Annotated in this window: 21 protein-coding genes and 1 pseudogene; 12 read left to right on the forward strand and 10 right to left on the reverse strand. The window is 57.3% G+C overall.

Going from position 1 to position 22593, the window contains the following annotated elements:
• Positions 1-2: 2 nt before the first annotated feature.
• Positions 3-926, reverse strand: a complete 924-nt coding sequence (locus FTW19_RS20040; RefSeq protein WP_147649339.1) for an ABC transporter ATP-binding protein — start codon at positions 924-926, stop codon at positions 3-5.
• Positions 927-1119: 193 nt separating this feature from the next.
• Here FTW19_RS20040 and FTW19_RS20045 point away from each other — a divergent pair, with 193 nt between their 5' ends.
• Together FTW19_RS20045 and FTW19_RS20050 are read left to right on the forward strand one after the other, a co-directional pair.
• Positions 1120-3762 carry a TonB-dependent receptor gene (locus FTW19_RS20045; protein WP_147649340.1) on the forward strand — a complete coding sequence of 881 codons (2643 nt, stop codon included), beginning with the start codon at positions 1120-1122 and terminating at the stop codon, positions 3760-3762.
• A gap of 24 nt (positions 3763-3786) precedes the next feature.
• Positions 3787-4893 (forward strand): hypothetical protein, encoded by a 1107-nt coding sequence (locus FTW19_RS20050; RefSeq protein ID WP_147649341.1) that lies wholly within the window; start codon positions 3787-3789, stop codon positions 4891-4893.
• 56 nt (positions 4894-4949) lie between these two features.
• Here the strand turns inward: FTW19_RS20050 and FTW19_RS20055 are convergent, their stop codons facing one another.
• Genes FTW19_RS20055 through FTW19_RS20070 form a run of 4 tightly spaced genes read right to left on the reverse strand, consistent with a single transcriptional unit; the run spans position 4950 to position 7444 of the window.
• Positions 4950-5783 (reverse strand): sulfotransferase domain-containing protein, encoded by an 834-nt coding sequence (locus FTW19_RS20055; protein WP_147649342.1) that lies wholly within the window; start codon positions 5781-5783, stop codon positions 4950-4952.
• Positions 5780-6691: a hypothetical protein gene (locus FTW19_RS20060; RefSeq protein ID WP_147649343.1), complete on the reverse strand. Its 912-nt coding sequence runs from the start codon at positions 6689-6691 to the stop codon at positions 5780-5782. Before FTW19_RS20060 ends, FTW19_RS20055 begins: the two co-directional genes overlap by 4 nt.
• A 2-nt stretch (positions 6692-6693) precedes the next feature.
• Positions 6694-7245 (reverse strand): adenylyl-sulfate kinase, encoded by a 552-nt coding sequence (gene cysC, locus FTW19_RS20065; RefSeq protein ID WP_246153414.1) that lies wholly within the window; start codon positions 7243-7245, stop codon positions 6694-6696.
• Positions 7246-7255: 10 nt separating this feature from the next.
• On the reverse strand, positions 7256-7444 hold the full coding sequence (locus FTW19_RS20070) for a hypothetical protein (protein WP_147649344.1): 189 nt from the start codon (positions 7442-7444) through the stop codon (positions 7256-7258).
• Between the two features lie 270 nt (positions 7445-7714).
• On the opposite strand from FTW19_RS20070, the gene FTW19_RS20075 reads away from it, so the two are divergent.
• The gene (locus tag FTW19_RS20075) at positions 7715-8224 is read left to right on the forward strand and encodes a ferritin-like domain-containing protein (RefSeq protein ID WP_147649345.1); all 510 of its coding nucleotides are present in this window, start codon (positions 7715-7717) and stop codon (positions 8222-8224) included.
• A 65-nt stretch (positions 8225-8289) separates the two neighbouring features.
• Here FTW19_RS20075 and FTW19_RS26490 read toward each other — a convergent pair.
• Positions 8290-8463, reverse strand: a pseudogene (locus tag FTW19_RS26490) (isochorismatase family protein); the annotation flags it as partial.
• A gap of 549 nt (positions 8464-9012) precedes the next feature.
• Here FTW19_RS26490 and FTW19_RS20085 point away from each other — a divergent pair.
• Positions 9013-9402, forward strand: a complete 390-nt coding sequence (locus FTW19_RS20085) for a response regulator (RefSeq protein WP_147650762.1) — start codon at positions 9013-9015, stop codon at positions 9400-9402.
• 96 nt (positions 9403-9498) lie between these two features.
• Here the strand turns inward: FTW19_RS20085 and FTW19_RS20090 are convergent, their stop codons facing one another.
• Positions 9499-10806, reverse strand: coding sequence for a glycosyltransferase (locus FTW19_RS20090; RefSeq protein ID WP_147649347.1), 1308 nt, complete (start codon positions 10804-10806; stop codon positions 9499-9501).
• A gap of 314 nt (positions 10807-11120) precedes the next feature.
• Here FTW19_RS20090 and FTW19_RS20095 point away from each other — a divergent pair, with 314 nt between their 5' ends.
• From FTW19_RS20095 to larB, 4 genes are all read left to right on the forward strand, one after another.
• A complete protein-coding gene (locus FTW19_RS20095) occupies positions 11121-11864 on the forward strand; it encodes a FadR/GntR family transcriptional regulator (RefSeq protein WP_147649348.1) in 744 nt (247 codons plus the stop codon).
• A gap of 88 nt (positions 11865-11952) precedes the next feature.
• A complete protein-coding gene (locus tag FTW19_RS20100; RefSeq protein WP_147649349.1) occupies positions 11953-13266 on the forward strand; it encodes a lactate racemase domain-containing protein in 1314 nt (437 codons plus the stop codon).
• 14 nt (positions 13267-13280) lie between these two features.
• On the forward strand, positions 13281-14126 hold the full coding sequence (larE, locus tag FTW19_RS20105) for an ATP-dependent sacrificial sulfur transferase LarE (RefSeq protein ID WP_147649350.1): 846 nt from the start codon (positions 13281-13283) through the stop codon (positions 14124-14126).
• 54 nt (positions 14127-14180) lie between these two features.
• The gene (larB, locus tag FTW19_RS20110; RefSeq protein WP_147649351.1) at positions 14181-14939 is read left to right on the forward strand and encodes a nickel pincer cofactor biosynthesis protein LarB; all 759 of its coding nucleotides are present in this window, start codon (positions 14181-14183) and stop codon (positions 14937-14939) included.
• A gap of 149 nt (positions 14940-15088) precedes the next feature.
• Here the strand turns inward: larB and FTW19_RS20115 are convergent, their stop codons facing one another.
• Entirely contained in the window at positions 15089-15376 is a 288-nt protein-coding gene (locus FTW19_RS20115; protein ID WP_147649352.1) for a helix-turn-helix domain-containing protein, read from the reverse strand.
• A gap of 750 nt (positions 15377-16126) precedes the next feature.
• On the reverse strand, positions 16127-17833 hold the full coding sequence (locus FTW19_RS20120) for a tetratricopeptide repeat protein (RefSeq protein ID WP_147649353.1): 1707 nt from the start codon (positions 17831-17833) through the stop codon (positions 16127-16129).
• A 130-nt stretch (positions 17834-17963) separates the two neighbouring features.
• Between FTW19_RS20120 and aceA the strand changes: the two genes are divergently transcribed.
• Positions 17964-19286 carry an isocitrate lyase gene (aceA, locus tag FTW19_RS20125; protein WP_147649354.1) on the forward strand — a complete coding sequence of 441 codons (1323 nt, stop codon included), beginning with the start codon at positions 17964-17966 and terminating at the stop codon, positions 19284-19286.
• Between the two features lie 64 nt (positions 19287-19350).
• On the opposite strand, the gene FTW19_RS20130 is transcribed toward aceA, so the two are convergent.
• On the reverse strand, positions 19351-19941 hold the full coding sequence (locus FTW19_RS20130; RefSeq protein ID WP_147649355.1) for a polyhydroxyalkanoate synthesis regulator DNA-binding domain-containing protein: 591 nt from the start codon (positions 19939-19941) through the stop codon (positions 19351-19353).
• Between the two features lie 107 nt (positions 19942-20048).
• Here FTW19_RS20130 and FTW19_RS20135 point away from each other — a divergent pair, with 107 nt between their 5' ends.
• From FTW19_RS20135 to FTW19_RS20145, 3 genes are all read left to right on the forward strand, one after another.
• Positions 20049-20633: a hypothetical protein gene (locus tag FTW19_RS20135; RefSeq protein ID WP_147649356.1), complete on the forward strand. Its 585-nt coding sequence runs from the start codon at positions 20049-20051 to the stop codon at positions 20631-20633.
• 133 nt (positions 20634-20766) lie between these two features.
• Complete coding sequence (locus tag FTW19_RS20140) at positions 20767-21522, forward strand: hypothetical protein (protein ID WP_147649357.1); 756 nt, start codon at positions 20767-20769, stop codon at positions 21520-21522.
• A gap of 2 nt (positions 21523-21524) precedes the next feature.
• Positions 21525-22592 (forward strand): alpha/beta fold hydrolase, encoded by a 1068-nt coding sequence (locus tag FTW19_RS20145; protein ID WP_147649358.1) that lies wholly within the window; start codon positions 21525-21527, stop codon positions 22590-22592.
• Position 22593: the final 1 nt, after the last annotated feature.

Consider the following 22593-nt stretch of genomic DNA (forward strand, 5'->3'; position numbering starts at 1 on the left):
CGCTACTCTCCTTTGGTCAATGCGAGGAAGGCATCTTCAAGTGCCGGGCTGCTGATCTCAAGGCTGTGCAGGCCGGTATCGAGCGCCAGCATCTGGCGCACGTTATCTTCGACCTCCGCGGAACGCACCACGGTGGTTCCGTGTTTTACCTCAACCGACGTAACGCCGGGCAGGCGGCGCAACAAATCTTCATCTAACGAGGTCACGCACTTGATCGTCCTTCCAGAGACCCTCGACTTGATCTGTGCCGGTGTGCCTTCGGCGATTACTGTTCCCTTGTTGATCACCACAATGCGGTTCGCCAGGCTATCCGCTTCTTCCAGATAGTGCGTCGTCAAGAGCACCGTCTTCCCCCGGCTGGCAAGGTCGCGCACCTGCTGCCACAGCCCATGGCGCGATTCGATATCCATACCAAGCGTGGGCTCATCCAGAAAGACAAGATCAGGATCCCCACAGATCGCCAGGGCAAACAGCAGACGCTGCTTCTGACCACCACTTAATTGGCTGAACAGGCGATCCTCAATCCCGGCCAGACCGGCAACGCGCACGACATGCTCTACGGGTAACGGAGTGGGGTAATAGCTGCGGAAGAGGTCGAGGTACTCCTTGACCTTCAGCGTCTCCGGAACGCGAGCCACCTGCAGCATGGCGCCGATTCGGGTCCGTGTCGCCGCATCGCGGGGATTCCCGCCGAAGACCCGGGCCTCACCGGCATCCGGTCCAAGTAGTCCCAGCAACAGTTTGATCGCGGTTGTCTTTCCTGCGCCGTTCGGCCCCAGCAGGGCAACCACCTCCCCGGCGCGCAGGGATAAAGAAACCTCATCCAGCGCGCGATGCGCTCCATAGTTCTTCGTAGCTCCGCGCAGATATGCCACCTCAACTGCCGCCGGTGTTGAGATTGCGCTTCTCTCTTCCACTGCCACCATCGCTGCACCTCCAGAAGATCGTCTTCAAACTCCTCAAGCATCGCGTTGATGCTCTGCCGGCAACAGTGCCGGATGTCATTCTTCGCGCATGACATTTGTCATGCTGACAAATGTCATGGCTTCGCCCTGACAACTCACACTGTTTTCCCCCTGCGCGCTCCGCGATGCTTGAGTTCGTCAAGGAGAAACCGCGATGCACTTCAAGCTCTCTGCTCTCTGCCTTCTGTTCGCCGGCACACTCGCCGCTCAGCAGTGCTCTCCCGTCACGGGCACTGTACGCGATACCACGGGAGCGGTGATTCCAGACGCGACGCTGACGGTGGACACCAACCCAGCGATCGTCTCCGACGCGCAGGGCCATTTCTCTCTAGGCTGCATCAGTGGAAAGCACACGCTTCTGGTCGAGGCCATCAGCTTCGCATCGCAGACGATCTCCCTGCCGGGCGCCGCAACGCTCAATATTACGTTGAAGCCGGAAACCGTCACGATGGCTGTCGATGCACAGATCGACGGCTCGGGCCTGGATACCAGCGCCGGTGACGCCGCCGGATCACGCACCCTGAACCGCCAGGACCTGGCACAGATGGCCGACGATCCCGACGACCTGCAGCGCCAGTTGCAGGCCCTCGCCGCTGTCTCCGGCGGTGCTCCAGGTGCAGCCACCATCACCGTAGACGGCTTCCAGAACGGCAGCCGTATGCCCCCCAAGTCGTCCATCGCCTTCGTCCGCGTGAATCCTGATCTCTTCTCTGCCGAATACGAACGGCCTCCTTATGAGGGCGGACGGATCGAGATCATAACCCGACCTGGTCAGGACAAATATCACGGCTCGCTCTTTCTCACCGACTCCGATACGCTGTTCAACGCACGCGATCCCTTCGCCACCAGCCGCGCCGCGATCGGCAAGCGCCGTTATGGCTTCGATCTCTCTGGCCCGCTGCTCTCCAAGAAACGCGACTTCACGCTCTCGCTCGAGAAACGTGATATCGACGACTTTGCAGTCGTCAATGCCGTGACACTCGACGCTACGGGCAACCAGCAGAGTGTCAATCAGAACGTCCCCACACCGCAGCGCCTGTGGATCGCGAACGCTCGCGTCGGCATGATGCTCTCACCGAAGAACAACTTCACGCTCAGCTACACCGCCAACGTGAACTCTCTGCAGAACCTCGCCGTAGGAGGCACGATACTCCCGGAGGCCGGCTATGACAGCCAGCAAGCCGAACATATTATCCGCGCCACCAACGTCACGACCATCTCTCCGCGCATTGTGCACGAAGCCCGTGCGAGCTTTATGTGGCGCAATCGAGATGACACGCCGCACTCCACCGCGGCGGCCCTGCAGGTTTCTGGCGCCTTCACCGCCGGTGGATACACCGGTGGGTACTTCGCCAGCCACGAAAAGGTCACCGAAGTGGATGACGACGTCCTGCTCAGCAGTAAAAAGCACGCACTCAAGCTTGGCCTGCAGATGATCGACAATCTTGAGCACCTCAACCAACCCGACACCTTCAATGGAAGCTATACCTTCAGCGGCGCAACCGTCGGAGGAACGACGATCGGTGGTCTTGAACAGTACCGTCGCGCCATGCTCCGCCTCGCGGGCGGCACAGCGACGACCTACACCGTCAACCAGGGCTCGCCGACCGTCGACTTCAACCAGCTTCGCCTTGTGCTCTTCGCGCAGGACCAGTGGAAGCTGACGCCGCACGTTCAGATTGCGCTCGGCATGCGCTATGCACTGCAGACCTCGCCTTCCACCTTCTCCAACCTTGGACCTCGTGCCGGAATCTCCTGGTCACCGGATAAGAAGCAGAAGCTGATCCTGCGTGCACGCGCCGGTCTCTTCTTCTCGCCCATCGATACCAACACTGCGGGAGTCACGCTCCGTCTGAACGGCATCACCCAGCAGCAGAGCATCATCTACTCCGCCAACTACGGCACGCCGCTCACTGGAGCCACGCCTATCCACACGCTCCGCAACTTCGCGGGTTCCGTCATGCAGACACCTTCGTTGCAGACTCACCTGGGTGCAGAGTATGAACTTCCCGCTCACTGGCACATCCAGAGCAACCTCTACATCGTGCGTGCCTGGGATACCATGCGCTCGCGAAATATCAATGCTCCGCTCAACAACCAACCCACCGGACCTCGCCCCACGGTAGCCAACACCAACATCCTCGAATACCAGCAGACCGGTCATCTGCACGGCAACGTCATGTTCGTCGGTGTGGATCAACACAGCCTGCGCCGCTTCCAGATCTTCCTGGGTTATGTACGCATGGATCTTCGCGGCGACGCCGACGGTCCCAACACCTTCCAGCAATCAAACCTCAGCAAAGCGGGCGAGCTTGCGCGTCCTACATGGACGAACACGCACCGCATCATCAGCATCAGCCAGGTCAATCTGCCGAAGAAGTTCACGGTCAGCAATGTCTTCAACGCGACTTCAGGTACGCCACTCAACCTCACCACCGGCCTCGACACCAACGGTGACGGCGTCTTCAATGAACGCCCGCAGTACGCCACTTCGACGGCAAATGCCTACCAGACTCCTTTCGGTCTGTTGACCGCTGTGGGTGGAACCGGCGCCTTTCCACGCAACGCCGCCACTCTTCCCTGGACGGTACAGCTCGATACCAACCTCAGCCGCAGCTTTGCTCTCTCGAAGAAGGACGCCGCTCGCACCATTACGTTCAACGCACGCGCAGCGAACCTGATGAACCACACGAACGTAACCGCGGTCGGCAGCGTGCTTGGCTCGCCGCTCTTCCTCAAGCCCTACGCCTCAGACGCCGGCCGGCGCATTGAGCTCGGCTTCCGGTACAACTTCTAAACGATCATTGCAAGGAGACCTCGCATGAACCGCATCGCATCTCTGATTACCTCCGCCGTCGTCGCTGCAACTTCCGCCGCTGGTTACGCACAGCAGGCCGCCATCGCTCCTCCAGTCTCCGGCCTGATGATCAGCTATCGTTACTGGCCCGAACAGTTCGTGCAGTGGACAGGGCCGGAGGTTCCCTACACTATGGTTGAGCTCGATTACGACGAGAACAACGGCAAACCCCTCTACGACTTCATCGTGACCAGCCGCGCCACTGGAAAGCGTGTCCACTTCGCCAATCAACCGCAGCTCGTGGCCATCGCCAAGGCGCAGGACGGTGAAGCATATCTTACCCAGATCGAGTTCACGAGGCCCGACAGCGAGGTGAACGGCGCGACCTTCGATCTTCGTCTTCGCCTCAATGACGGGACGCCTGTTGAGTGGCGATTTATTCAGGGCTCGGACGTCGTGCAGCAGGGTGGCGGCCTGACCGCTGTCGCTGAGGCCAAGGTTCCGGTCTTTCCCTATCGGGAAGAGTCCGCAGTCGCCGGCGAAGGCTCGGCCATCGTCGTGGGTGACAAGACCTCCATCGCTGAGATGTGGAAGGAGATCTCCAGGCCTCCTTACTTCGTCGCCTGGCACGGAGCGCTGACGCACTCGGCCACCACGGCCGTGCTCGCGGCCGGCAGTGAGAGCTTCAAGGTCACCTCCGCTCCAAGCGAGCTGAAACAGGGCGCTACCTGGCAGCTCACCCAGGAAAGCGGACGTTCGATCACTCTCAAGATCGAGAAGGCTGCCGCTCCGCATTACACCATCTCGGTCGAGAACAACCCAATGGTGAAGCAGACCATGGAAGCCACCTACGATGGCACAAACTGGGCCATCGAGAAGATCCGTTACGCTCCGGTCCGCGCCGAAGACCACGGTCTGACCCTGCAGTTCACACCTGCTTTTGGCCAGACCGAGACCTCGACCGTTGACCTCATCATCGGTAAGAAGACAAAGATTGCGACGGCTACCCTCAGCGGCACTCCGGTGAAGTACCAGCTCGCCATGAAGTCGCCTGAGTGGGCTAAAGGTAAGACGCTGACCGGCGCCAACAACATCACGCCGGAGAGTGTCACGCTTGCGGTTCATCCTTAACGTGACGCGCCTCACGACCGTACTTACGGTCGTGGGGCATGATCCTCGGATCCGTTTCAGAGATAGCCGAGCCGCTTCATCACAGTTCCGTGAGCCGTCTCGATGCGCACAAGCTGCTCCGGTGTAAGCCGTAGCTTCCCTTCTCCAGCTTTGCCCGAACGAAAGAATTTGTCCTTCGCATGCGGATTCTCGCGGAAGCCCTGCTGCTGCTCCTGCCTGGCCAACTGATCGAAATGGGTCGCCGCAACCGCGGCTTCAATATGCTCCGCCGGCATGCGCAGGAACTCCACAATCTTTCGAAGGCTAGCCGCCGGATCGTGCAGCAGGTCCTCATAGCGGACGAGCAGGAGTGGAAAATCCCCATCCAACCAGCTTGTGACGTGGGTGCTCCATCCCCCCAGAAGCTGAGGCAGCTGTCGCGCAGGACCGCCCGGACTATTGGCCAGAACATACCTCTCGGCCGCGAGGATATCGACTGCCGCATCGAGAGTTGTCCCGAAGAACGCCGCCGCGGAAACGGCGACATCTCGCGGGTCGCGGACGATATAGACGACACCACGTGTCCTGTCTTTGGGAAACACGGGCTCTCCTGCTTCGTTCCGCCAGAGCCGATCATGCACTTTATGGATCAATACGTCTCGGCGGCAGTCCAATGCAAGCCGGCGATAGAGCTCGGGCCGGACCATGGCGATCTCACTGAATGTAAGCTCCGTAGCCTCGACGCCAAACTGCTCCTGCAGATTGGTATAGGAGACAATCGGCACTTTCAACTCCAGATCGTTGATGTCAGGGACGGCTCCGCCCAGCGCCAGGCTATTCAACATCATCCTCACCCAGGTGTTCCCGGATTTCGGATAAGAGGCCAGCCAGATGTATTCGGTCTCTTTCACCAGTACGCCTCCACGTGTTGGAGCAACGACGAGGCGATCTCCCGCAACCGTTGCATCTGGTGGGGATGCCCCATACGGATTACGGGAACTTCAGCCGCCAATGCACTTAACGCGGTAAGCATGGGCTTCTGCCGTTGCAGCAGCCCGGCGAACCGGTGCTGATAGACCAACGAATGCGGTGGCATAACGCTATGCATTCCCCGTAGCCGCTCAAAATGAACTGAGCGGTGATGTGCATCTTCCACTCGCACCAGGAGGCCGGCTCGCACAGGCAACGCAGCCTGAGTTACAAGCGTGAACTTGCGCAAACCGGGCCGCAACGCGCAACGTGCCTCTTCCGGAAATCCAAGATAATCTCCGACATCGGGCCAGAGACGAATCCGTGACGGTCCTGCAGAGACCATTGCCCCTTCGCGACTCACATCGACAAGGCAAAGGTCGTCGCTTAGAAACTCCGCACCCTGCTCCATCAGTGCCGCCGCGAGTGCCGACTTACCCACCGTGGCCCAACCCGATAGCAGGATCGCCCTGCCTCGCACCACGACAGCACTCGCATGCAACACCAAACGGCTGTTCTGATGAAAGAGCAGGCCGGCAACGGTCCCCGTCAAAAAGCTCTGAAAGGGCTCGCTCTGCGGACTTTCGTAGGGAGATACAAGGATCTCCCGGCCATCTCGCAGCAGAAAACGGCCTGCGTGTTTCATGTTGAGCAGGACCTCACCCTCGCGGTCAATCTCAATAAATGGGCCTCGCTCAATAGAATCCGGAAGCGATTCTGGAACTTCCGTCTCCAGAAGGGTCACCTCACCCGAAGCGATCTCAGACCCCTGCCAGGGAGATAACCAGCTAAGATCCCATGGGCTCGATAGCCGGTAGCCGTAGAAGTTGAACTGCCGCATCTCCCGCATGGCTATCGCAAGGACTCCGCAATGGCCCTGAGGACACGCTGCGAGCTTTCTTCGATGCTCTCGCTGGCGGTCCTGCAATGAATCTCAGGCTCGACGGGAGCTTCGTACGGTGCATCGATCCCGGTGAACTGTGTAATCTCTCCGCGTCGTACCCGGCGATACAGTCCCTTCGGATCCCGCTCCTCACAGGTTTGAAGGGGAGCATCCACAAAGACCTCCAGATACGCGCGGCATATCGCCCGCACTTCCTGGCGCGTGCTGCGATACGGAGCGATAACGGCAACCAGCACGACCGCGCCCTCCTCCGCCCTGGTTTTTGCCAGAGCGCCGATCCGTCGGACATTCTCTTCCCGGTCCGTCTTCGAGAACCCGAGGGTGGGATGCATCTGCTTGCGCACCTCATCTCCGTCGAGGAATACCGCCGGTATGCCAAAAGACGTCAGGCTCTGCTGTACGGCTTGCGCAATGGTCGTCTTGCCGGCGCCGCTTAGTCCGGTCAGCCAGACGACAAGGCCGCCCTTTTCTCGAAGAGTATGTGGGGAAACAGAGATCAATCGATGGCTTTCAAAAGGAGGTCGTAAAGGCAGTGTAAGCGATTTCAATGTACCTGAAGATCGATCCTTCTGTCCCGCAACAGAGGGCAAGCGTCTTCATCACCAGGATCGCCATGTTCATCACCAGGATCGGCATGTTCATCACCAGGATCGGCATGTTCATCACCAGGATCGGCATGTTCATCACCAGGATCGGCATGTTCGCCTGCTGGGCTTCCCCTTGGCTGCCGGAGCGCATCGGAGTAGATTAACGTGCCAGGTTTCAGGCTTAGGGCTGATCGGTCACGTGTGACTGACGCGTGATTCGCCCGAACAGTTCCCTACCAGCAAACACCGATCCAGTCCGCCATCGACGCGTACCGCTCCTTTGCCCGTCACGAACCCGGGTTGGATCAAGGTCAAGCTGGTCCCTCGCTCGGCAAACGCCATGCCGCTTAGTCACTATCACTGAAACCCAAGGAGAATACCCATGAAGTTCTTTTCGGCAAATCTCTCCAACCTTCGCGAACTCTATATCAATCAACTTCAGATGTTGCTGTCTACGGAGCGGCAGATCATACACGCGATTCCGAAGATGATTGAAAAAGCAGGTGATCTTCAGATCAAACAGGCCCTTCAATCACACCTGCAGGAAACTGAAGTCCAGGTCCGCCGCCTCGAAGAGATTCTCCGGCAGACTACTGGTGAGGCGGAGATGGTCAAATGCAAAGCACTCGCGGCCTTAGTGGAGGAAGCAGAGAACATGATCCAAGATGCTTCCGACGAGTCTGTACGCGATGCCGCCATCATCGCCGCCATCCAACGAATCGAACACTATGAAATCGCCACCTACGGAGCTGTTCGTCACTTTGCCCAGATTTTAGGCGAAAGCACACCGGCACAGCTCCTCGACCAAACCATCAAAGAAGAAGGCCACGCCGATCACCTGCTGAGCAGCATTGCCGATCGCGTCAACCCTTATGCGCAAAAAGCCGCCTAGTCTTCTGCAGAAAACCGCCGGGCGCGCCTATCCAGCGGCCCGGCGTTCCTGTTGTGCAACAGATCTCACCTGTGTCGGAAGGAAAGTGACGACGACCGCCCGATCTTCGCCTTGATCGTGGCCTTAAGCTGCAACAACGCCGACCGATGTTCTTCCTTTGTCCGCGCCGAAGAACAGTCCGACGGTACGTACAACTCGTATCGACGCATATTGGCGTCGTGTGCGGTGCAGGTAATGCAGCTATTAGTTGTGAGTAAGAATCAGCGATCGCGTGCCAAGAAACCGGAGCAGCGTCTCGAGAGGTGTCTCGTAAAGCCCGAATGCATCGGCTTCAACACGAAATACTCAAACGGACTGATGATATCGATCAGCAGCAATGCAGATCTGGAGTACTTACGTTCTCTAGCTTTCGCGGAGGTGACCATGGAGTTGATTCGGAGGGACAACGGTCATTGACTCATCTGGCTTTCGTAACGTTGGTTGCATAACGCACAAAGCCGTCTGCCTTAAAGAAGGCATTTCTCGGCCGCAGGTTGCCCGCAGGCCGACAGTCCGTCATGTTGTGGACATTTGTTCACAGGAATCTTCAAAGAGGCTAGAATGTGAGGCATGAATTGACGGGATGCGGAAAGCTATTTCGCACTCGAACAATCGGAATCAATATTGTCCCTCTGCGGCTCCTCATCCTTGGAAAGCCCATTTGTAGCGGTTCTCTTATACCGCTGAACTTCTTTTCGCTGCTTCGTTGTCTTTGAGCAGCGCTCATCGAAAGAATCGGGGTGAAGCAGATGACGAATGAAAATCGTCCGCTTATCTTCGTTGTTGACGACGAAACACTTATCTCAAGGTCTCTTGCAACCATTCTCAAGCAACAGGGCTTTTCCGCCTGCGACTTCAACGATCCGCGTCGCGCGCTGGAGATGGCCCTCGTCACACCACCGGATCTGCTTCTCAGCGATGTGATGATGCCCTATCTCACGGGCATCGAGCTCGCCATCGCGATGAAAAAGATCACACCATGCAAGGTGCTGCTCTTCTCTGGTCAAGCCGGCACCGTGGACCTCCTGGAGTCAGCTCGAAACCGGGGCTACGACTTCGAGCTGTTGCACAAACCAATCCATCCCGCAGAACTGCTCCGGGAGATACGTCACTCGCTGCCATTAGAGCTTTGCAATTAACTCTATCGGCGATAGTGCCCCGTACCAATGGCGAAAGTGAAGATGCCCCGCACCTGACATCACAGATGCGGGGCATCTTGTATTTACAGGTGCGCTCTAAACTTCCGCCATCTCCTCTGGTTCGACAGCGATATGGTTACGCAGCAGAGGCTCAATCGCCAGCAACGTATTCTGCAGCGCGTCGCAGCCTTCATACGCACAGCTCATCGCCTGCGCTTTCTGGCGATAGCTGCTCTCCGCAAGAATGGAGCGTACCGCATCGCGAATCTGTTCGGCGGTGGGAGTTCCCGTCTTCAGGTCGATACCGCAGCCGCTCCACGCGACACGCGCCGAGACAAAGGGCTTATCCTCCGAAGCTCCGGCACTTATCAGCGGTACACCCGCACGCAATGCCATCTGAACACCGTTGTAACCTCCATTGGTCACAAAGACAGCGGTCTTCGGCAGAATGGCGGCATAGGAAAGATAGCCCTCCAGCCGCGCATTCGCAGGCACGCGTACACCGCTTGCATCACCGCCGCCGGCCGTCGCTACTACCTGCACCGGCTCAGCGGCGAGACCATCCAGCGCGGGCTGCAGCAACTGGTTGAAGTCGTAATTGGCAATCGTTCCCTGGGTTAAGAAGACCACAGGTTTTGCCGGATCGAGCGACTCGATCCATGACGGAGTTTCCACGTCATCGTGCTTCGGAATCATCGGTCCAACAAAGACGACGTTCCCCGGCAGCTCTTTCATCGGGAACTCGAAGGCGGAGGTGGTGAACTGCAGAAACAGATCCGGACGCACATACAACTCATCGAAGAGGAAGGTATCCAGACGCCGCCCACAGCAGGCTTCGATCTTGTCGCTTACATAATCGGTTGCAGGCTGCAATGCCGCGGCGATCTGCTCATTATGCTCCGCATTACGCAGCAGGCCTTCGGGAGAGTTGTCCGGCCCGGTGAACGGCGAGACCTCCGCATTACGGCACATGAACGGCACAATACCGCAGGAGACAACCGCCGGTCGCTCGGCACGCGGGGCCATCAGCAGGGGAAAGATTCCCATGAACAGCAGGTCCGCCATGATGACGTCGACGTCCTCGGCATCGACCAGACGTTTCAACGCAGCGTACTGTTCGGGAATGGCGTCACCAAAGACGCGCTGCATGTCATAGGTAATCTGCGGCATACCGGGTTCGATACTGCTGCGTTCAGGGAAGTAAACATCCTGGTGGCGCATGTCGTAGTTGGCGGCTCCGGCAAGGGGCACATAGGCAAGACCGGCAGCCTCGACGCGATCTCGATAGATCTCGCCGGTCAGTACGGTAATGCGATATTCATTGGCAGCCAGATGCTCGGCTACCGCCATCATCGGGTTGAAATGACCTGGGACGGGTGTAGCAGCAATCACAACGTGTTTCATCAAACAAAGAACTCCTCAGTAAAAGTAAGGACGCACGACAAGAGATAAGGATGCGCGGGCACACGGCAGTATGTGCGTTGACGATGTCACACACGCACACCTGCCCTTATAAGAGCACCCTGAAAACTGCAAACAAAAGAGGGATGTGAGATCTTCTCGCGGACTCGAAGAAGCAGCGCACAGGCTGTCTTCTGAAGGCGGAAGTACCTCCAGGATGAACATACGCGCGAAGTATCTGAGCGGTTCCCTGAAAATCGATCAAACTTTCAAGAAGAAGTCTCTTGCGGCTCCATCGCGTACCATGGTGGCGAAGCATGTCCTCGACCAGCCATCCCACACCGCGGCTCTATCAGCGTGTAGCCGAACAGATCTCCGCCTATATGCGCGAACACCGTCTTGAGCCTGGACAACGTCTTCCCTCGGAGAAAGACCTTGCCCGCAAACTCAACGTCTCCCGGCCGACGATCCGCGAGGCCATGATTGCATTGGAGATCGCTGGTCAGCTTGAGATCCGCGTCGGCTCCGGCGCCTATATTCGCCAGGCGCCCAATCAGGTTCCACTGCTTCTCGATGCGGGTCCGGGACCATTCGAGTTGTTGAGAGCACGTCTTTTGATCGAGGGAGAGATCGCCGCCGACGCCGCGCTCAACGCCTCTGCCGAACAGCTCAAACAGATTGAGGCGACCATCCAGGAGATGAAGGCGCTCGATGCGGCTGGGCAGAACGCGCAGATAACCGATCGCCACTTCCACGTCGCCATCGCCGAAGCAGCGCGCAACAACGTCCTCGCCAGCATTGTGGATAGCCTGTGGGCCGGCATCTTTTCGCCCATCTTCCACTCGCTCTCGCACCTTGCCGGACTACAGCATCATCAGCAGATGACGCTGCGCGACCACCAGGCGATCTTCACCGCCATCAAAGCGCGTGACCCGCAAGCAGCCCGCGCCGCCATGCGCAACCACCTGCGCCACGTGGAAGACATCCTCGCCGGTCAGCCGGAAAAGACGGCCCGCCCTAAAAAATCAGCCCGAAAATCCGCTATCCGGAAACCTGCCTGACCAATTCTTGAAATTGGTCAGACAACTATGACATCCTTAAAATCATTGAGGCGGGCGCACCGCCGCCCCACAGGAGACGAAACAACCCATGCCGTGGTTTTCCATTGAGGGTGACGCCCTCACCGAAGCGCAGATCCAATCCGCCGTTGACCGCCTTCTCACCGAAGCCCGCACGCGCATCAACAAGGACCTGAAGCGCGTTCTGCTGCTTCCCCCGGATCTCACCCGCGCCCACTCCGGCGCCGGCAAAATCACGGAGCTTCTCTATAAGGCGCTTCCCGACGCCCATGTGCTGGTGATTCCGACGCTCGGCCAGCATGTTCCTCATACCGAAGCCGAGAACAAGTGGATGTTCGGCGATATTCCGCATGAGCTCATTCTTCCCCATGACTGGCGCAACGGCGTCACCCACATCGGCACCATTCCGGCCTCGCTGGTGAAGGAGACCACACAGGGCGCCGCTGACTGGGAGATTCCCGTCGACCTCAACTCCGTGCTGATGGACCAGCAGTGGGACCTCATCATCAACGTGGGCCACGTGGTTCCGCACGAAGTGCTGGGCTTCGCCAACCACAATAAGAACTACTTCATCGGCCTTGGCGGCAAGGAGACCATCTGCGCCTCGCACATCGCCGCCGCCGTCTATGGCATTGAGAACAACCTGGGCTGCCTGATCACGCCGCTGCGCGCCACCTATAACTGGGCCGAAGAGAATCTGCTGAAGCATCTGCCGGATGTCTATCTGCAGATCGTGATGCAGCGTGACGCCAACAACAAGCTGGTCACCAGCGGTATCTTCGTCGGCGACGATCTCGACACCTATCTGCAGGCCGCCCGCAAGAGTCGCGAGCAGAACATCACTGTCTTCGACAAGCCGATCAAGAAGGTTGTCGCCGTGATGCAGGCCGATGAGTTCCGCGCGACCTGGGTCGCCAACAAGGCTGTCTACCGCACCCGCATGGCCATCGCCGACGGCGGTGAGCTGCTGATCATTGCCCCCGGCGTGGAGCGTTTCGGCGAGCAGCCCGAGGTCGATGCCCTGATCCGCAAGTATGGCTACAAGGGCACTCCACGTACGCTCTCGCTCTACAAGACCGAGGCCGACATGCAGGAGATTCCGCACGGCGTGGCTCACCTCATCCATGGCTCCAGCGAAGACCGCTTTACCATCACGTACGCTCCCGGCCATCTCAGCAAGGAAGAGATCGAGCAGGTCGGTTACAACTACGCCGACTGCGCCGAGATGCAGAAGCGCTACGACCCTGCCGTCATGAAGGAAGGCTGGAACACCATGCCTGACGGTGAGGAGGTCTTCTACATCAGTACGCCTTCGGCAGGCCTGTGGGCGACCGCGGAGAAACTGCATAACCCCAACCGGCTTGACTACGGCAAGAACCTGTAACGCAGCATCTGTCTATGGACACACTCGCAGCAAAACGCGAAACCCTGCGCCGGGAGCTGGCCACGAGCGAACATCTACTCGTGGCCTACTCCGGCGGCGTCGACTCGGCCTATCTTGCGTGGGAAGCCTACCAGGTACTTGGCGATCGCATGCAGGCCGTCATCGCGGACTCGCCCAGCCTGCCGCGCAAGCATCTCTCGGCAGCTATCGACTTCGCCCAACAGCATGGCATTCCTCTCCGCGTGATCAACACCCGCGAGATGGAGAAGCCGGACTATGTTCGCAACGACAGCCAGCGCTGCTTCCACTGCAAGGATGAGCTCTTCCATGCCATGGAAGCACTTAGCCAGGAGCTTGGCATCGCTACCATCGCCTACGGCCGCAACCTCGATGACAACGGTGACTTCCGACCAGGTCAGCGCGCCGCAACCCTGCACAACGCCACGGCTCCGCTGGCGGCTGCGCAGCTCGGCAAGCAGGAGATTCGCACTCTGGCTCGTAACGCGAACCTCGCAGTATGGGATAAGCCTGCATCGGCGTGCCTTTCTTCTCGCCTGGAGTACGGCCGCGAGGTGACGCCAGAAGCCTTGGCGCAGGTGGAAGCCGCCGAAGATGCCCTCAATGCCCTTGGCTTTCTGCAGGTGCGTGTACGTCATCACGGCACACTCGCCCGTATTGAGATCGCGCGCGAAGAACTTCCACGCGCCTTATCGATGGAAGCGCTCGACAGCATTACCGCCGCTGTCCGCGCCGCAGGCTTCCAATACGTGACCCTCGATACGCAGGGCTACCGAAGCGGCAGCATGAACGCCATTTTGCCCATTGAGACCCTGACGGCGAACTTGAACGGCAACCGATAACGAATGCGGTTGCCTCTGTGCGCCGCAAGTGTTGAAGGCATCCTGGAAACACACATGCATCGCGAATCTCTGCTGCAACTTTTCGAACAACTCCGCACCGGCGCCATCTCCACGGAACAGGCCGCTGATACGCTGACGCACCTTCCCTTCGAAGACACCGGCTTCGCCAAGATCGATCATCATCGCACCCTGCGCTCGGGCCTGCCCGAAGTGATCTATGCCGCCGGCAAGACACCGGAACAGACCGCCGCGATCTTTCAACGCATCGCTGCCTCGGGCGTGAACGTACTCGCGACCAAGGCAGACGCGGCACATTTCGCCGCCGTGCAGACACTTGTTCCCGGCGCCGAATATCACGCTCTTGCCCAGTGCATCACGTTGCGGCAGGCGCAGCAGCCACGGCACGAGGGCACCATCGCTGTTGTCTGCGCCGGCACCAGCGATCTTCCGGTTGCGGAAGAGGCTGCCATCACCGCGGATCTCTTCGGCGGCAATGTTCTACGCATTACCGATGTCGGCGTCGCCGGCATTCATCGCCTGCTCGCACAGCGCCCTCTGCTGCAGACAGCCGATGTCGTCATCGCCTGTGCCGGCATGGAAGGCGCATTGCCCAGCGTGCTGGGCGGTATGGTGGGTGTGCCGGTCATCGCCGTGCCAACCAGCGTTGGTTACGGTGTCGCCTTCCACGGCATCACGGCGCTGCTTTCCATGCTGAACTCCTGCTCGCCGAACACTACCGTCGTCAACATCGATAACGGCTTTGGAGCCGCGTATACCGCCACCCTCATCTGCCGCGGGCAGCAGAAGAAGTAATCCTTACGCACCCTTGGAATTGCTCTCATTGAAGTATTAACTATCAGACTCACCGAACGAGCGGGAGTTGGCCGGAGACCAACACTGCTGTCCCTTGTGCCTGCGTTCGACCTTTGACTGTCTCACGCTGGTCGAACGACCATTCCCATCTATAAGTGGTCCAGCAGCTCAGAAACGGAGATTTCAAAGCCGAGCGCTACGACTGCTATCAGCGAGAGCGTCATCGACTTGCGGCCTCTCTCCACGTCACTAATGTGGCTCCGGTCAATGCCTAAATGGGTGGCCATATATAGCTGCGTCCACTGGCGCTCTTTGCGCAGATCACGAACACGTGCGCCAAAGCGGGCATCGATGGGCACATATCTGTTTATGGAGGAGTATGCCTTCGTTGAAGTAGATTCGTTACCATGCTGCCTGGGTCTTTCATCTTTGACCATACGGCACCTCTGGGGTCACTTGTTACTCTGCTAAGCCATAGGATGAATCCACGAACATCTGCACTGCTGAATTCGCTGTTTTATGGACAGCCATTACGAATGTAATGCAACGAGCCTAAATCACTAAGGAACACCGCAACGTAAATTATTCTCGACACCGAGCGTAATTTCATGTGAAGGCGCATTGCGTAAGTCTCTGGCAATACAGCCTTCAAGGTTCTCGGCCAGGTGGTCAGTTGGTGCAAGTCGAAAAATTTTCGCGGACCACCGTTAAAGTCGCTCTAGCTCGTTGCGGCAAGAGCGCTGCGACGAACACCTCGGCGGGCAGAGCTTAAGACCAAAGGCTTACTCCAAGCACACTGCCGAAAGCGGCTGTCCAGGAAGGACCACTAGCCAGTGCAGCAACCCCCAAAGGACCAAAACACATGAGGGAGATCTATCAATGCTTGAGTCTTCTGCGTCCCATGATAGGCCGAATTTTTCGGACGCGCACAATTACTTCAGTCGCTCGGCTCAGCAAACTGATCATGAGAGCTTTCCGTGCGGCGATCCCATCCCCCCTCATCTTCGGAGGGCAAGGGACGATTAAGGTGAAATTTCAGCACGTGATGTAGGGACTTGACGCTGTGCTCTGGCATCTGATCGATGAAATTCTTAAGCTCGTCGCGAGTCGTCATCATGCGGGCATAGTACCGAAAGCCTACGCAATCTAAGTCGGCTAAAGCCGACACGTGGCTTAGCAACGCCCGGTTATCGATGACCGTCCAATACACCCGCATTGCGGAGGAGACGACGCACTTTTTTGGGGGATATGGAGAGGCGATCGGCCACTCGGGAGATTCTCTTATTTTCGCGCATCCACACTTTTGGGATAACCATCCCCGCGAACTCTTCGGTAATCTGCTGGAAGGTCTTGTCGCCCAACACGCCTTCCGACCATGCGCGGAGCGTGTCATTAATGCCACAGACTCGTAGGACCAGTGTCTTCAATGCGGAGAGTTCTTCGAACAGGTGATCTCGATCTTCTGATCCGAGCAGAGCGGAAGCGGCGACCGCACACTCATTAGCCACATCCCATTCCTGAAAGAAGTCGCTCGCGGCCGTCATGCCCCGCATAATGTAAGCGCCTGCCAGCAGCCGACGATTCTGTGTGTGTTGTGCAAGTGCTATCGCTTCATCGCAGTATTGCTTCGCAGTATCGGCATGAACCTCAATATCTTTATCCTCCCCAAGTCCCTCATCGACTCGTGCATTCTCGGTGGCAGCTTGCAGCATGCGAGCCCTGGCCATCAGTATCTGGTCATTTTTTTTCAATGCAAGAGTGTAGGCTTCAAGCGCTTCCTGAGCGCCACGTTCGATATCTCCACTGTCCACGTGCAAATGCCCGGCGTTCAAAAGCGCCGATCCGATGCCGCTGGAATACCCATGCGAAGTGTAGATCTCGATGCCACGTTCCAACTGCGCCAGTGCCTCCCGGCAAATCTCGTTATACCGGGCGTGAAGATTGCCGCGGCTCCGTTCGTTCCCAGCAGATTCGGCTCCACTCCGCAATCTGTCAGGCCGCCGGGCTCGTGCGTCAATTCGCTTCCGTAGTTGCAGTGCGAGGAGCCGTTTCGTATAAGCAGCATTCACCAATGTCCGGGCCAGGTTTCGATGGTCTGCATGCTGTGCCGAATAGATTGCGATAGCCCGGTCAAAATGTGCGAGCGCCTTTGTGTATTGCCCCGCTCTACGTACGATCCGGCCACGGGCGGACTCAATATTGGCCAGAGCCAAGTCATAATCAGTTGTTTTCAATACCGCCTCGGCGTGATCCAACAGCTGCAATGCCTCCTTGTGCAGCCCCTTCTGAAACAATAGCCAGCATTCCTGGATCTGGATGACCGCGGTGGACATGGTTTCCTCGGAAGTCTTCTGGGTCAGACTGCGAGCTTGCACTATGTGATGGAGTGCCATGTCATATTCACCCTTCTTGCGATGCGACCGTGCCTTCCAGAAGTGCGCAAGGGTCGTGAGTTTTTCATCCTCGAGCTCTCTCCCGGCCTTGAGGACAACCTCCAGAATCTCGATGGCCGTGTCGGCGTCCTCGGCGGACAGTGCGCGGAACGCTTCGACCATACGCAATCTGAAGTAATCCCCGAATGGCATCCTGCGGCGTAATTTGGGCGAGAATCGTTTCAGAAGTAGATCGATGAGCTCATAGTTCCTGTACCCAACATCGACCCACTGTGCGATGCAAAGCAGTAGTTCAGCCGAATGCGCGCTCCTGGGATCCAGTTTTATCCATGCCTGCTGCTCTTCAAGCATGTTTATCCCTTTGGCTATTTGTAGCCTCTTGAGCGCCGCGGTAAGCTTCGTCAGAAACTGTAGTCCAAGAGGCATCGGCCCCAATTCTAGGTCTCGAATCCGTTGCGGTCGAGAAATAGTTTGCTCGTTCTGCTCGAGCTGATAGCGCATCGAGATCTCAGATATAGATGCATTTGTCCATCCGTCCGAATCGGACGACTTCGCTTGATCACAACAACATTGTGGTTTTTACTCGCACAACAAGCAACATCGCACGTCAGCTATATCGGAGAAGAAGGACATGAGCCAGCAATACGCAACCAACAATTGGAATTCGCCCCGATGGGGAGGAATCATACGCACGTACTCGATGGAAGACGTGAATCGCCTGCGTGGGACGGTACGAGTCGAGTACTCGCTTGCCCGCGCGGGTGCGGAGAAGTTCTGGCGCCTTCTGCATCAGGAGGCTTACATCCCTGCGCTTGGCGCACTCACCGGAAACCAGGCGGTGGAGATGGCTCAGGCGGGTCTGAAGGCGATCTACCTGAGCGGTTGGCAGGTGGCAGCTGACGCCAATCTGGCCGGGCAGATGTATCCCGACCAGAGCCTGTACCCGGCGAATAGTGTTCCAAGCGTGGTGCGGGCTTTGAACAGCGCGCTGTTGCGTGCTGACCAGATTGCCCATAGTGAGGGCTCGAACTCAGTTGACTGGATGCTGCCGATCGTGGCGGACGCGGAGGCTGGATTTGGAGGCGTACTCAATGCCTTCGAATTGATGAAAAGCATGATCGAAGCAGGAGCAGCCGCCGTACACTTCGAAGATCAACTGTCTTCTGCGAAGAAGTGCGGCCATATGGGCGGCAAAGTCCTTGTGCCGACACGAGATGCTGTACAAAAGCTGGTTGCAGCGCGTCTGGCCGCGGATGTGCTCGATGTTCCGACCGTCTTGATTGCGCGAACGGATGCTGATGCTGCAAAGCTTATTACCAGCGACTGCGACCCAGTTGATCAGCCATTCCTGGCCGGGAAGCAGACGGTCGAGGGATTCTTTGCCTTCCGAGGTGGACTGGATGCCGCCATCTCACGTGGTTTGGCCTACGCGCCGTACGCTGACATAGTCTGGTGCGAAACTTCCCAGCCAAACATGCAAGAGGCGCGGCGGTTCGCTGAGGCCATTCATGAAGAATTTCCAGGGAAATTGCTGGCATACAACTGCTCGCCATCGTTTCACTGGAAATCCAAGTTAAGCGACCGAGAAATCGCACACTTCCAACAAGAACTAGGAGCTATGGGTTATCGCTTCCAGTTTGTTACGCTCGCCGGCTTCCACTCCCTGAATCTATCCATCTTCGAGCTGGCCCATGAATACGCACGTTCGGGGATGTCAGCTTACTCTCGCCTGCAGCAGCGCGAGTTTGAGCTGGCAGAGAAGTGCGGATATGGGGCGGTCAAGCATCAACGCTTTGTCGGGACAGGCTACTTTGACGAACTGGCTAACGTAATTGCATCCGGACAGACCTCGATCCGTGCACTACCGGGTTCAACCGAAGAAGAACAATTCGAAGTCCTGCCGTTTAAAGAGTCAATCAATTCGGCCACTTCTGCATCTGGAATGCCTGATTGATCTAACCGAGCTCGGTTTGCGGATCAATCCTCTTGATACGGTGAGCGGGAGGACGCTCACCGTCTTACTGTATTTTGGCGCGGCGCCGGCGCGTGGCTGGTTTCTTCGTGTGAGTGGTCTTCTTGGGACCAAGCTTCGAAACCAACTCTTCCAGTTCCGCCAGCCGTCGCTTCATTTCGTCCACTTCCTCGTTTTCGGGCTTCACCGCATGAGATGTCTGGGAGCCTCGCGCGGCATGGCCTGTCTCGGACGCGTGAGGTACATCCGTCGCTCCAGGGTTCGCTTCCGGTTGTGGTGGATAAAATCCAAAGGGATTTACGGCTGGGGAGATCAAGCGGAAGGTGTTCTGGTAAAGATCGAGCATTGCCTTCATGTATTTGAGGGTACTTTCCTGACCGACGCGCCCCGAGGCGATCACCAATTGACGGAGAACATCGAGCGGGAAATCGGAATTCGTTGTCTTGGCATCTTCTACGATGATTTGCGTCAATATCAGCCGCGTGATGTCTTCGCCAGTAGTCGCATCGACAACCTGTACGTCCTCGTCGCGCTGCAGCATTTGGGCTACCTCGTCGAGGTTGACATACCGGCTGTTGGTTGTATCGTAGAGGCGCCGGTTTTCATATTTCTTGATCAGGTTGATCTTCGAAGCCATATTTATTTTTTGATTTTATCCCTTGACAAGCATTCAAGGTGGAGTACATTGAGGTAAATGCTGCAGTGCAGCATAGATCGCAGCATATATGTCCTGAGGAGGACTCCATGAGCACTACGCAAGGTTTCACGTCTGCCGCTAAGCAGACAGAAATAGTGGAAAGCATTGCAACGCTGTACACGAAGGGTGTGGAGCGCCTTGCAGAGGCACAGAAAAAGATGCTCGACGTGGCACAGCAACACAACGTCGAAACGATTGACGCCTTGAAGAAAATGGGTCTGGGAACGCCGGGCGCACCGGGACTCTTCGTTCTGGATCTGGCTGCTGCGAGCTTTGGCCAATATGCGGATTTGCAAAAGGATGCAATCGATCTGGCCGTCGAACAGAGCCAAACATTGGCGGGCATTGCCAAGGAGCGCGTCAATTCGGTCTCGAAAACAACTGACGGCGTGACCGCACTGGCACAGGAGACCGTAGAACGCGCTACTGCACTGCAGAAGAAAGCGATTGAGTTTTCGGCGGCGCAGACCAAGACGGTTATTGACACATTTAAACAACAGTCGGGCGTTGCTGGAACTCCGGTCGAAGCAGCCGCTACTTCGTTTCAGAACGGAGTGGAGACCATCGCCGAAACCCAAAAGGAGTTGTTGAACATCGCCGGTAAGGCGTCGCAGACTAAGGCACGCGCGTAAACCGCTTATTTTCGTAATAGTCTTCAATACCGCTCGGAGTCGTGAACCGCTTTAGAGCTGCGGTTCACGATTGCCTCTCAGCGGCTGTCTTCAGGTGTAACCTTCAAAGGCCACCCGGGTTAAGGAGCAATGGATGAGTGAAGCTGAAGCGGGAAACACCAATCAGTCTGATCCCATGGAAACATTTCGTGAGATGCGGGATGCCTACCTTGATCTTTGGTCGAAGAACATGATCGAGCTCGTGAATAGCGACGGATATGCCCAGGCGTCAGGAGCGATGTTGGACAACTATTTGTCCGCCTCGGCCCCATTTCGGGAGATCTTCGAGAAGACGATGTCACAGACACTGCAGCAGTTCGGCCTGCCGACGAACGCAGATTTTGCCGGACTTGCGGGGAGATTGACGAACATCGAGATGCGGCTCGATGACATGGACGCGAAGCTCAACCACATTGAGAAGCTCATTGTGCCGCCACAGCAGTTCGACGACCTGAACGCGAAGCTGGACCGCCTTGAGAAGCTCATTGTGCCGTCGCAGCAGTTCAACGACCTCAACGCAAAGCTGGACCGCCTTGAGAAGCTCATTGTGCCGTCGCAGCAGTTCGACGACCTGAACACGAAGCTGGATCGCATTGAAAAGCTGGTTATGCGGTCTCAGTCTGTCCAGCACGCAGAACGAATAGAGCCGACAAAGCCGACGGTCCAGTCAGAACCTAGTCACCAGAAGACGGCTTCAGTAGCTCCTGAGGCTCCAAAGCAGACAGCAGCAGCAAAGCCACCTGTGCAGACAGCGCCGGTGAGGCAGCCTGGTAGCAGAACGCCGGACGCTGTGCAGAGAGCGATTGCGGTTAAACCGAAGCAACCAACTGCAAAAAGGGGAGCTAAGTAGAAATGGCACAAGCGCCGGTTGTAACCGACCAGTACGCTATTCTTGCGCAACGCCTACAGACTCTGACCCGGGTGATGACCACGAATGCACCGATCGCCCAGACGCCTAAGCAGTTGGTGTGGACGCTGAACAAGGCCAAACTTTACCGTTACGTTCCTGCCGCCTCGCACCAAGAGCGGCATCGAGTTCCCTTGCTCCTTATTTTCGCGCTCATGAATCGGCCTTCCATTCTCGATCTTCGTCCTGGGAACAGCTTTGTCGAGTTTCTTGTGGAGCGCGGCTATGACTTGTACCTGTTGGACTGGGGTATGCCGGGGCCAGAGGACAAGAACCTGAAGTTCGACGACTATACGCTGGATTACCTGCCGAGAGCGATCCGCAAGGTCAAGACGCTCTCCGGGGTAGAGGAAGTTAGCGTGCTTGGCTGGTGCATCGGTGCCATCCTGACGACTATTTACGCAGCTCTAAGACCAGACGATGGCTTGCGCAATCTGATCCTGCTGACCGCGCCCCTGGACTTTTCCAACAAGGAGAAGCTGACCTTCGGCCGTTGGACCGACGAAAAATACTTCGATGTCGACAAGGTCCTCGCTGCCTTCGGCAACATGCCAGGTGAAATGATTGACTACGGTGCGAAGGCCCTCAAGCCTGTAGAGAACTACATTAGCAACTATCTAAAACTCTACGACAATCTGGATAATCCTCAAATCGTTGAGGCCTGGCACGCCATGAACACCTGGATCAGGGACACGATCCCCGTGACCGGCGCGGCCTTCCGTCAACTCATTATTGACCTGTATCGCAACGATCGGCTCATGAAGGGGGAACTCTTGATTCGTGGAGAGCGAGTGGACCTGAGTCGGCTGCGAGCCAACCTGCTGACCGTGATTGCCGAGGGCGATCACATCACCCCACCCTGCCAATCGGAGTCGATCCTTGACAAGGTCAGCAGTTCCGACAAGGAGATCTTCCGCGTCAAGGGAGGCCATATTGGCATTATGGTTGGAAATGCAGCACACACACGCACCTGGCCATACATCGAACGCTGGCTCGGCGCCCGCTCCAAGTAGC

It is taken from the genome of Terriglobus albidus, from assembly GCF_008000815.1.
GTDB lineage: Bacteria > Acidobacteriota > Terriglobia > Terriglobales > Acidobacteriaceae > Terriglobus > Terriglobus albidus_A.

Bases quoted from the DNA above. Each gene is read 5' to 3' on its own strand.
- FTW19_RS20040 (WP_147649339.1), bottom strand. From the start codon at position 926: ATGGTGGCAGTGGAAGAGAGAAGCGCAATCTCAACACCGGCGGCAGTT.
- FTW19_RS20090 (WP_147649347.1), bottom strand. From the start codon at position 10,806: ATGAAACACGTTGTGATTGCTGCTACACCCGTCCCAGGTCATTTCAAC.
- FTW19_RS20120 (WP_147649353.1), bottom strand. From the start codon at position 17,833: ATGCGCTATCAGCTCGAGCAGAACGAGCAAACTATTTCTCGACCGCAA.
- FTW19_RS20060 (WP_147649343.1), bottom strand. From the start codon at position 6,691: ATGCGGGAGATGCGGCAGTTCAACTTCTACGGCTACCGGCTATCGAGC.
- FTW19_RS20095 (WP_147649348.1), top strand. From the start codon at position 11,121: ATGTCCTCGACCAGCCATCCCACACCGCGGCTCTATCAGCGTGTAGCC.
- FTW19_RS20050 (WP_147649341.1), top strand. From the start codon at position 3,787: ATGAACCGCATCGCATCTCTGATTACCTCCGCCGTCGTCGCTGCAACT.
- FTW19_RS20045 (WP_147649340.1), top strand. From the start codon at position 1,120: ATGCACTTCAAGCTCTCTGCTCTCTGCCTTCTGTTCGCCGGCACACTC.
- larB (WP_147649351.1), top strand. From the start codon at position 14,181: ATGCATCGCGAATCTCTGCTGCAACTTTTCGAACAACTCCGCACCGGC.
- FTW19_RS20115 (WP_147649352.1), bottom strand. From the start codon at position 15,376: ATGGTCAAAGATGAAAGACCCAGGCAGCATGGTAACGAATCTACTTCA.
- FTW19_RS20135 (WP_147649356.1), top strand. From the start codon at position 20,049: ATGAGCACTACGCAAGGTTTCACGTCTGCCGCTAAGCAGACAGAAATA.
- aceA (WP_147649354.1), top strand. From the start codon at position 17,964: ATGAGCCAGCAATACGCAACCAACAATTGGAATTCGCCCCGATGGGGA.
- FTW19_RS20085 (WP_147650762.1), top strand. From the start codon at position 9,013: ATGACGAATGAAAATCGTCCGCTTATCTTCGTTGTTGACGACGAAACA.
- FTW19_RS20145 (WP_147649358.1), top strand. From the start codon at position 21,525: ATGGCACAAGCGCCGGTTGTAACCGACCAGTACGCTATTCTTGCGCAA.
- FTW19_RS20100 (WP_147649349.1), top strand. From the start codon at position 11,953: ATGCCGTGGTTTTCCATTGAGGGTGACGCCCTCACCGAAGCGCAGATC.
- FTW19_RS20130 (WP_147649355.1), bottom strand. From the start codon at position 19,941: ATGGCTTCGAAGATCAACCTGATCAAGAAATATGAAAACCGGCGCCTC.
- FTW19_RS20140 (WP_147649357.1), top strand. From the start codon at position 20,767: ATGAGTGAAGCTGAAGCGGGAAACACCAATCAGTCTGATCCCATGGAA.
- larE (WP_147649350.1), top strand. From the start codon at position 13,281: ATGGACACACTCGCAGCAAAACGCGAAACCCTGCGCCGGGAGCTGGCC.
- FTW19_RS20075 (WP_147649345.1), top strand. From the start codon at position 7,715: ATGAAGTTCTTTTCGGCAAATCTCTCCAACCTTCGCGAACTCTATATC.
- FTW19_RS20070 (WP_147649344.1), bottom strand. From the start codon at position 7,444: ATGCCGATCCTGGTGATGAACATGCCGATCCTGGTGATGAACATGCCG.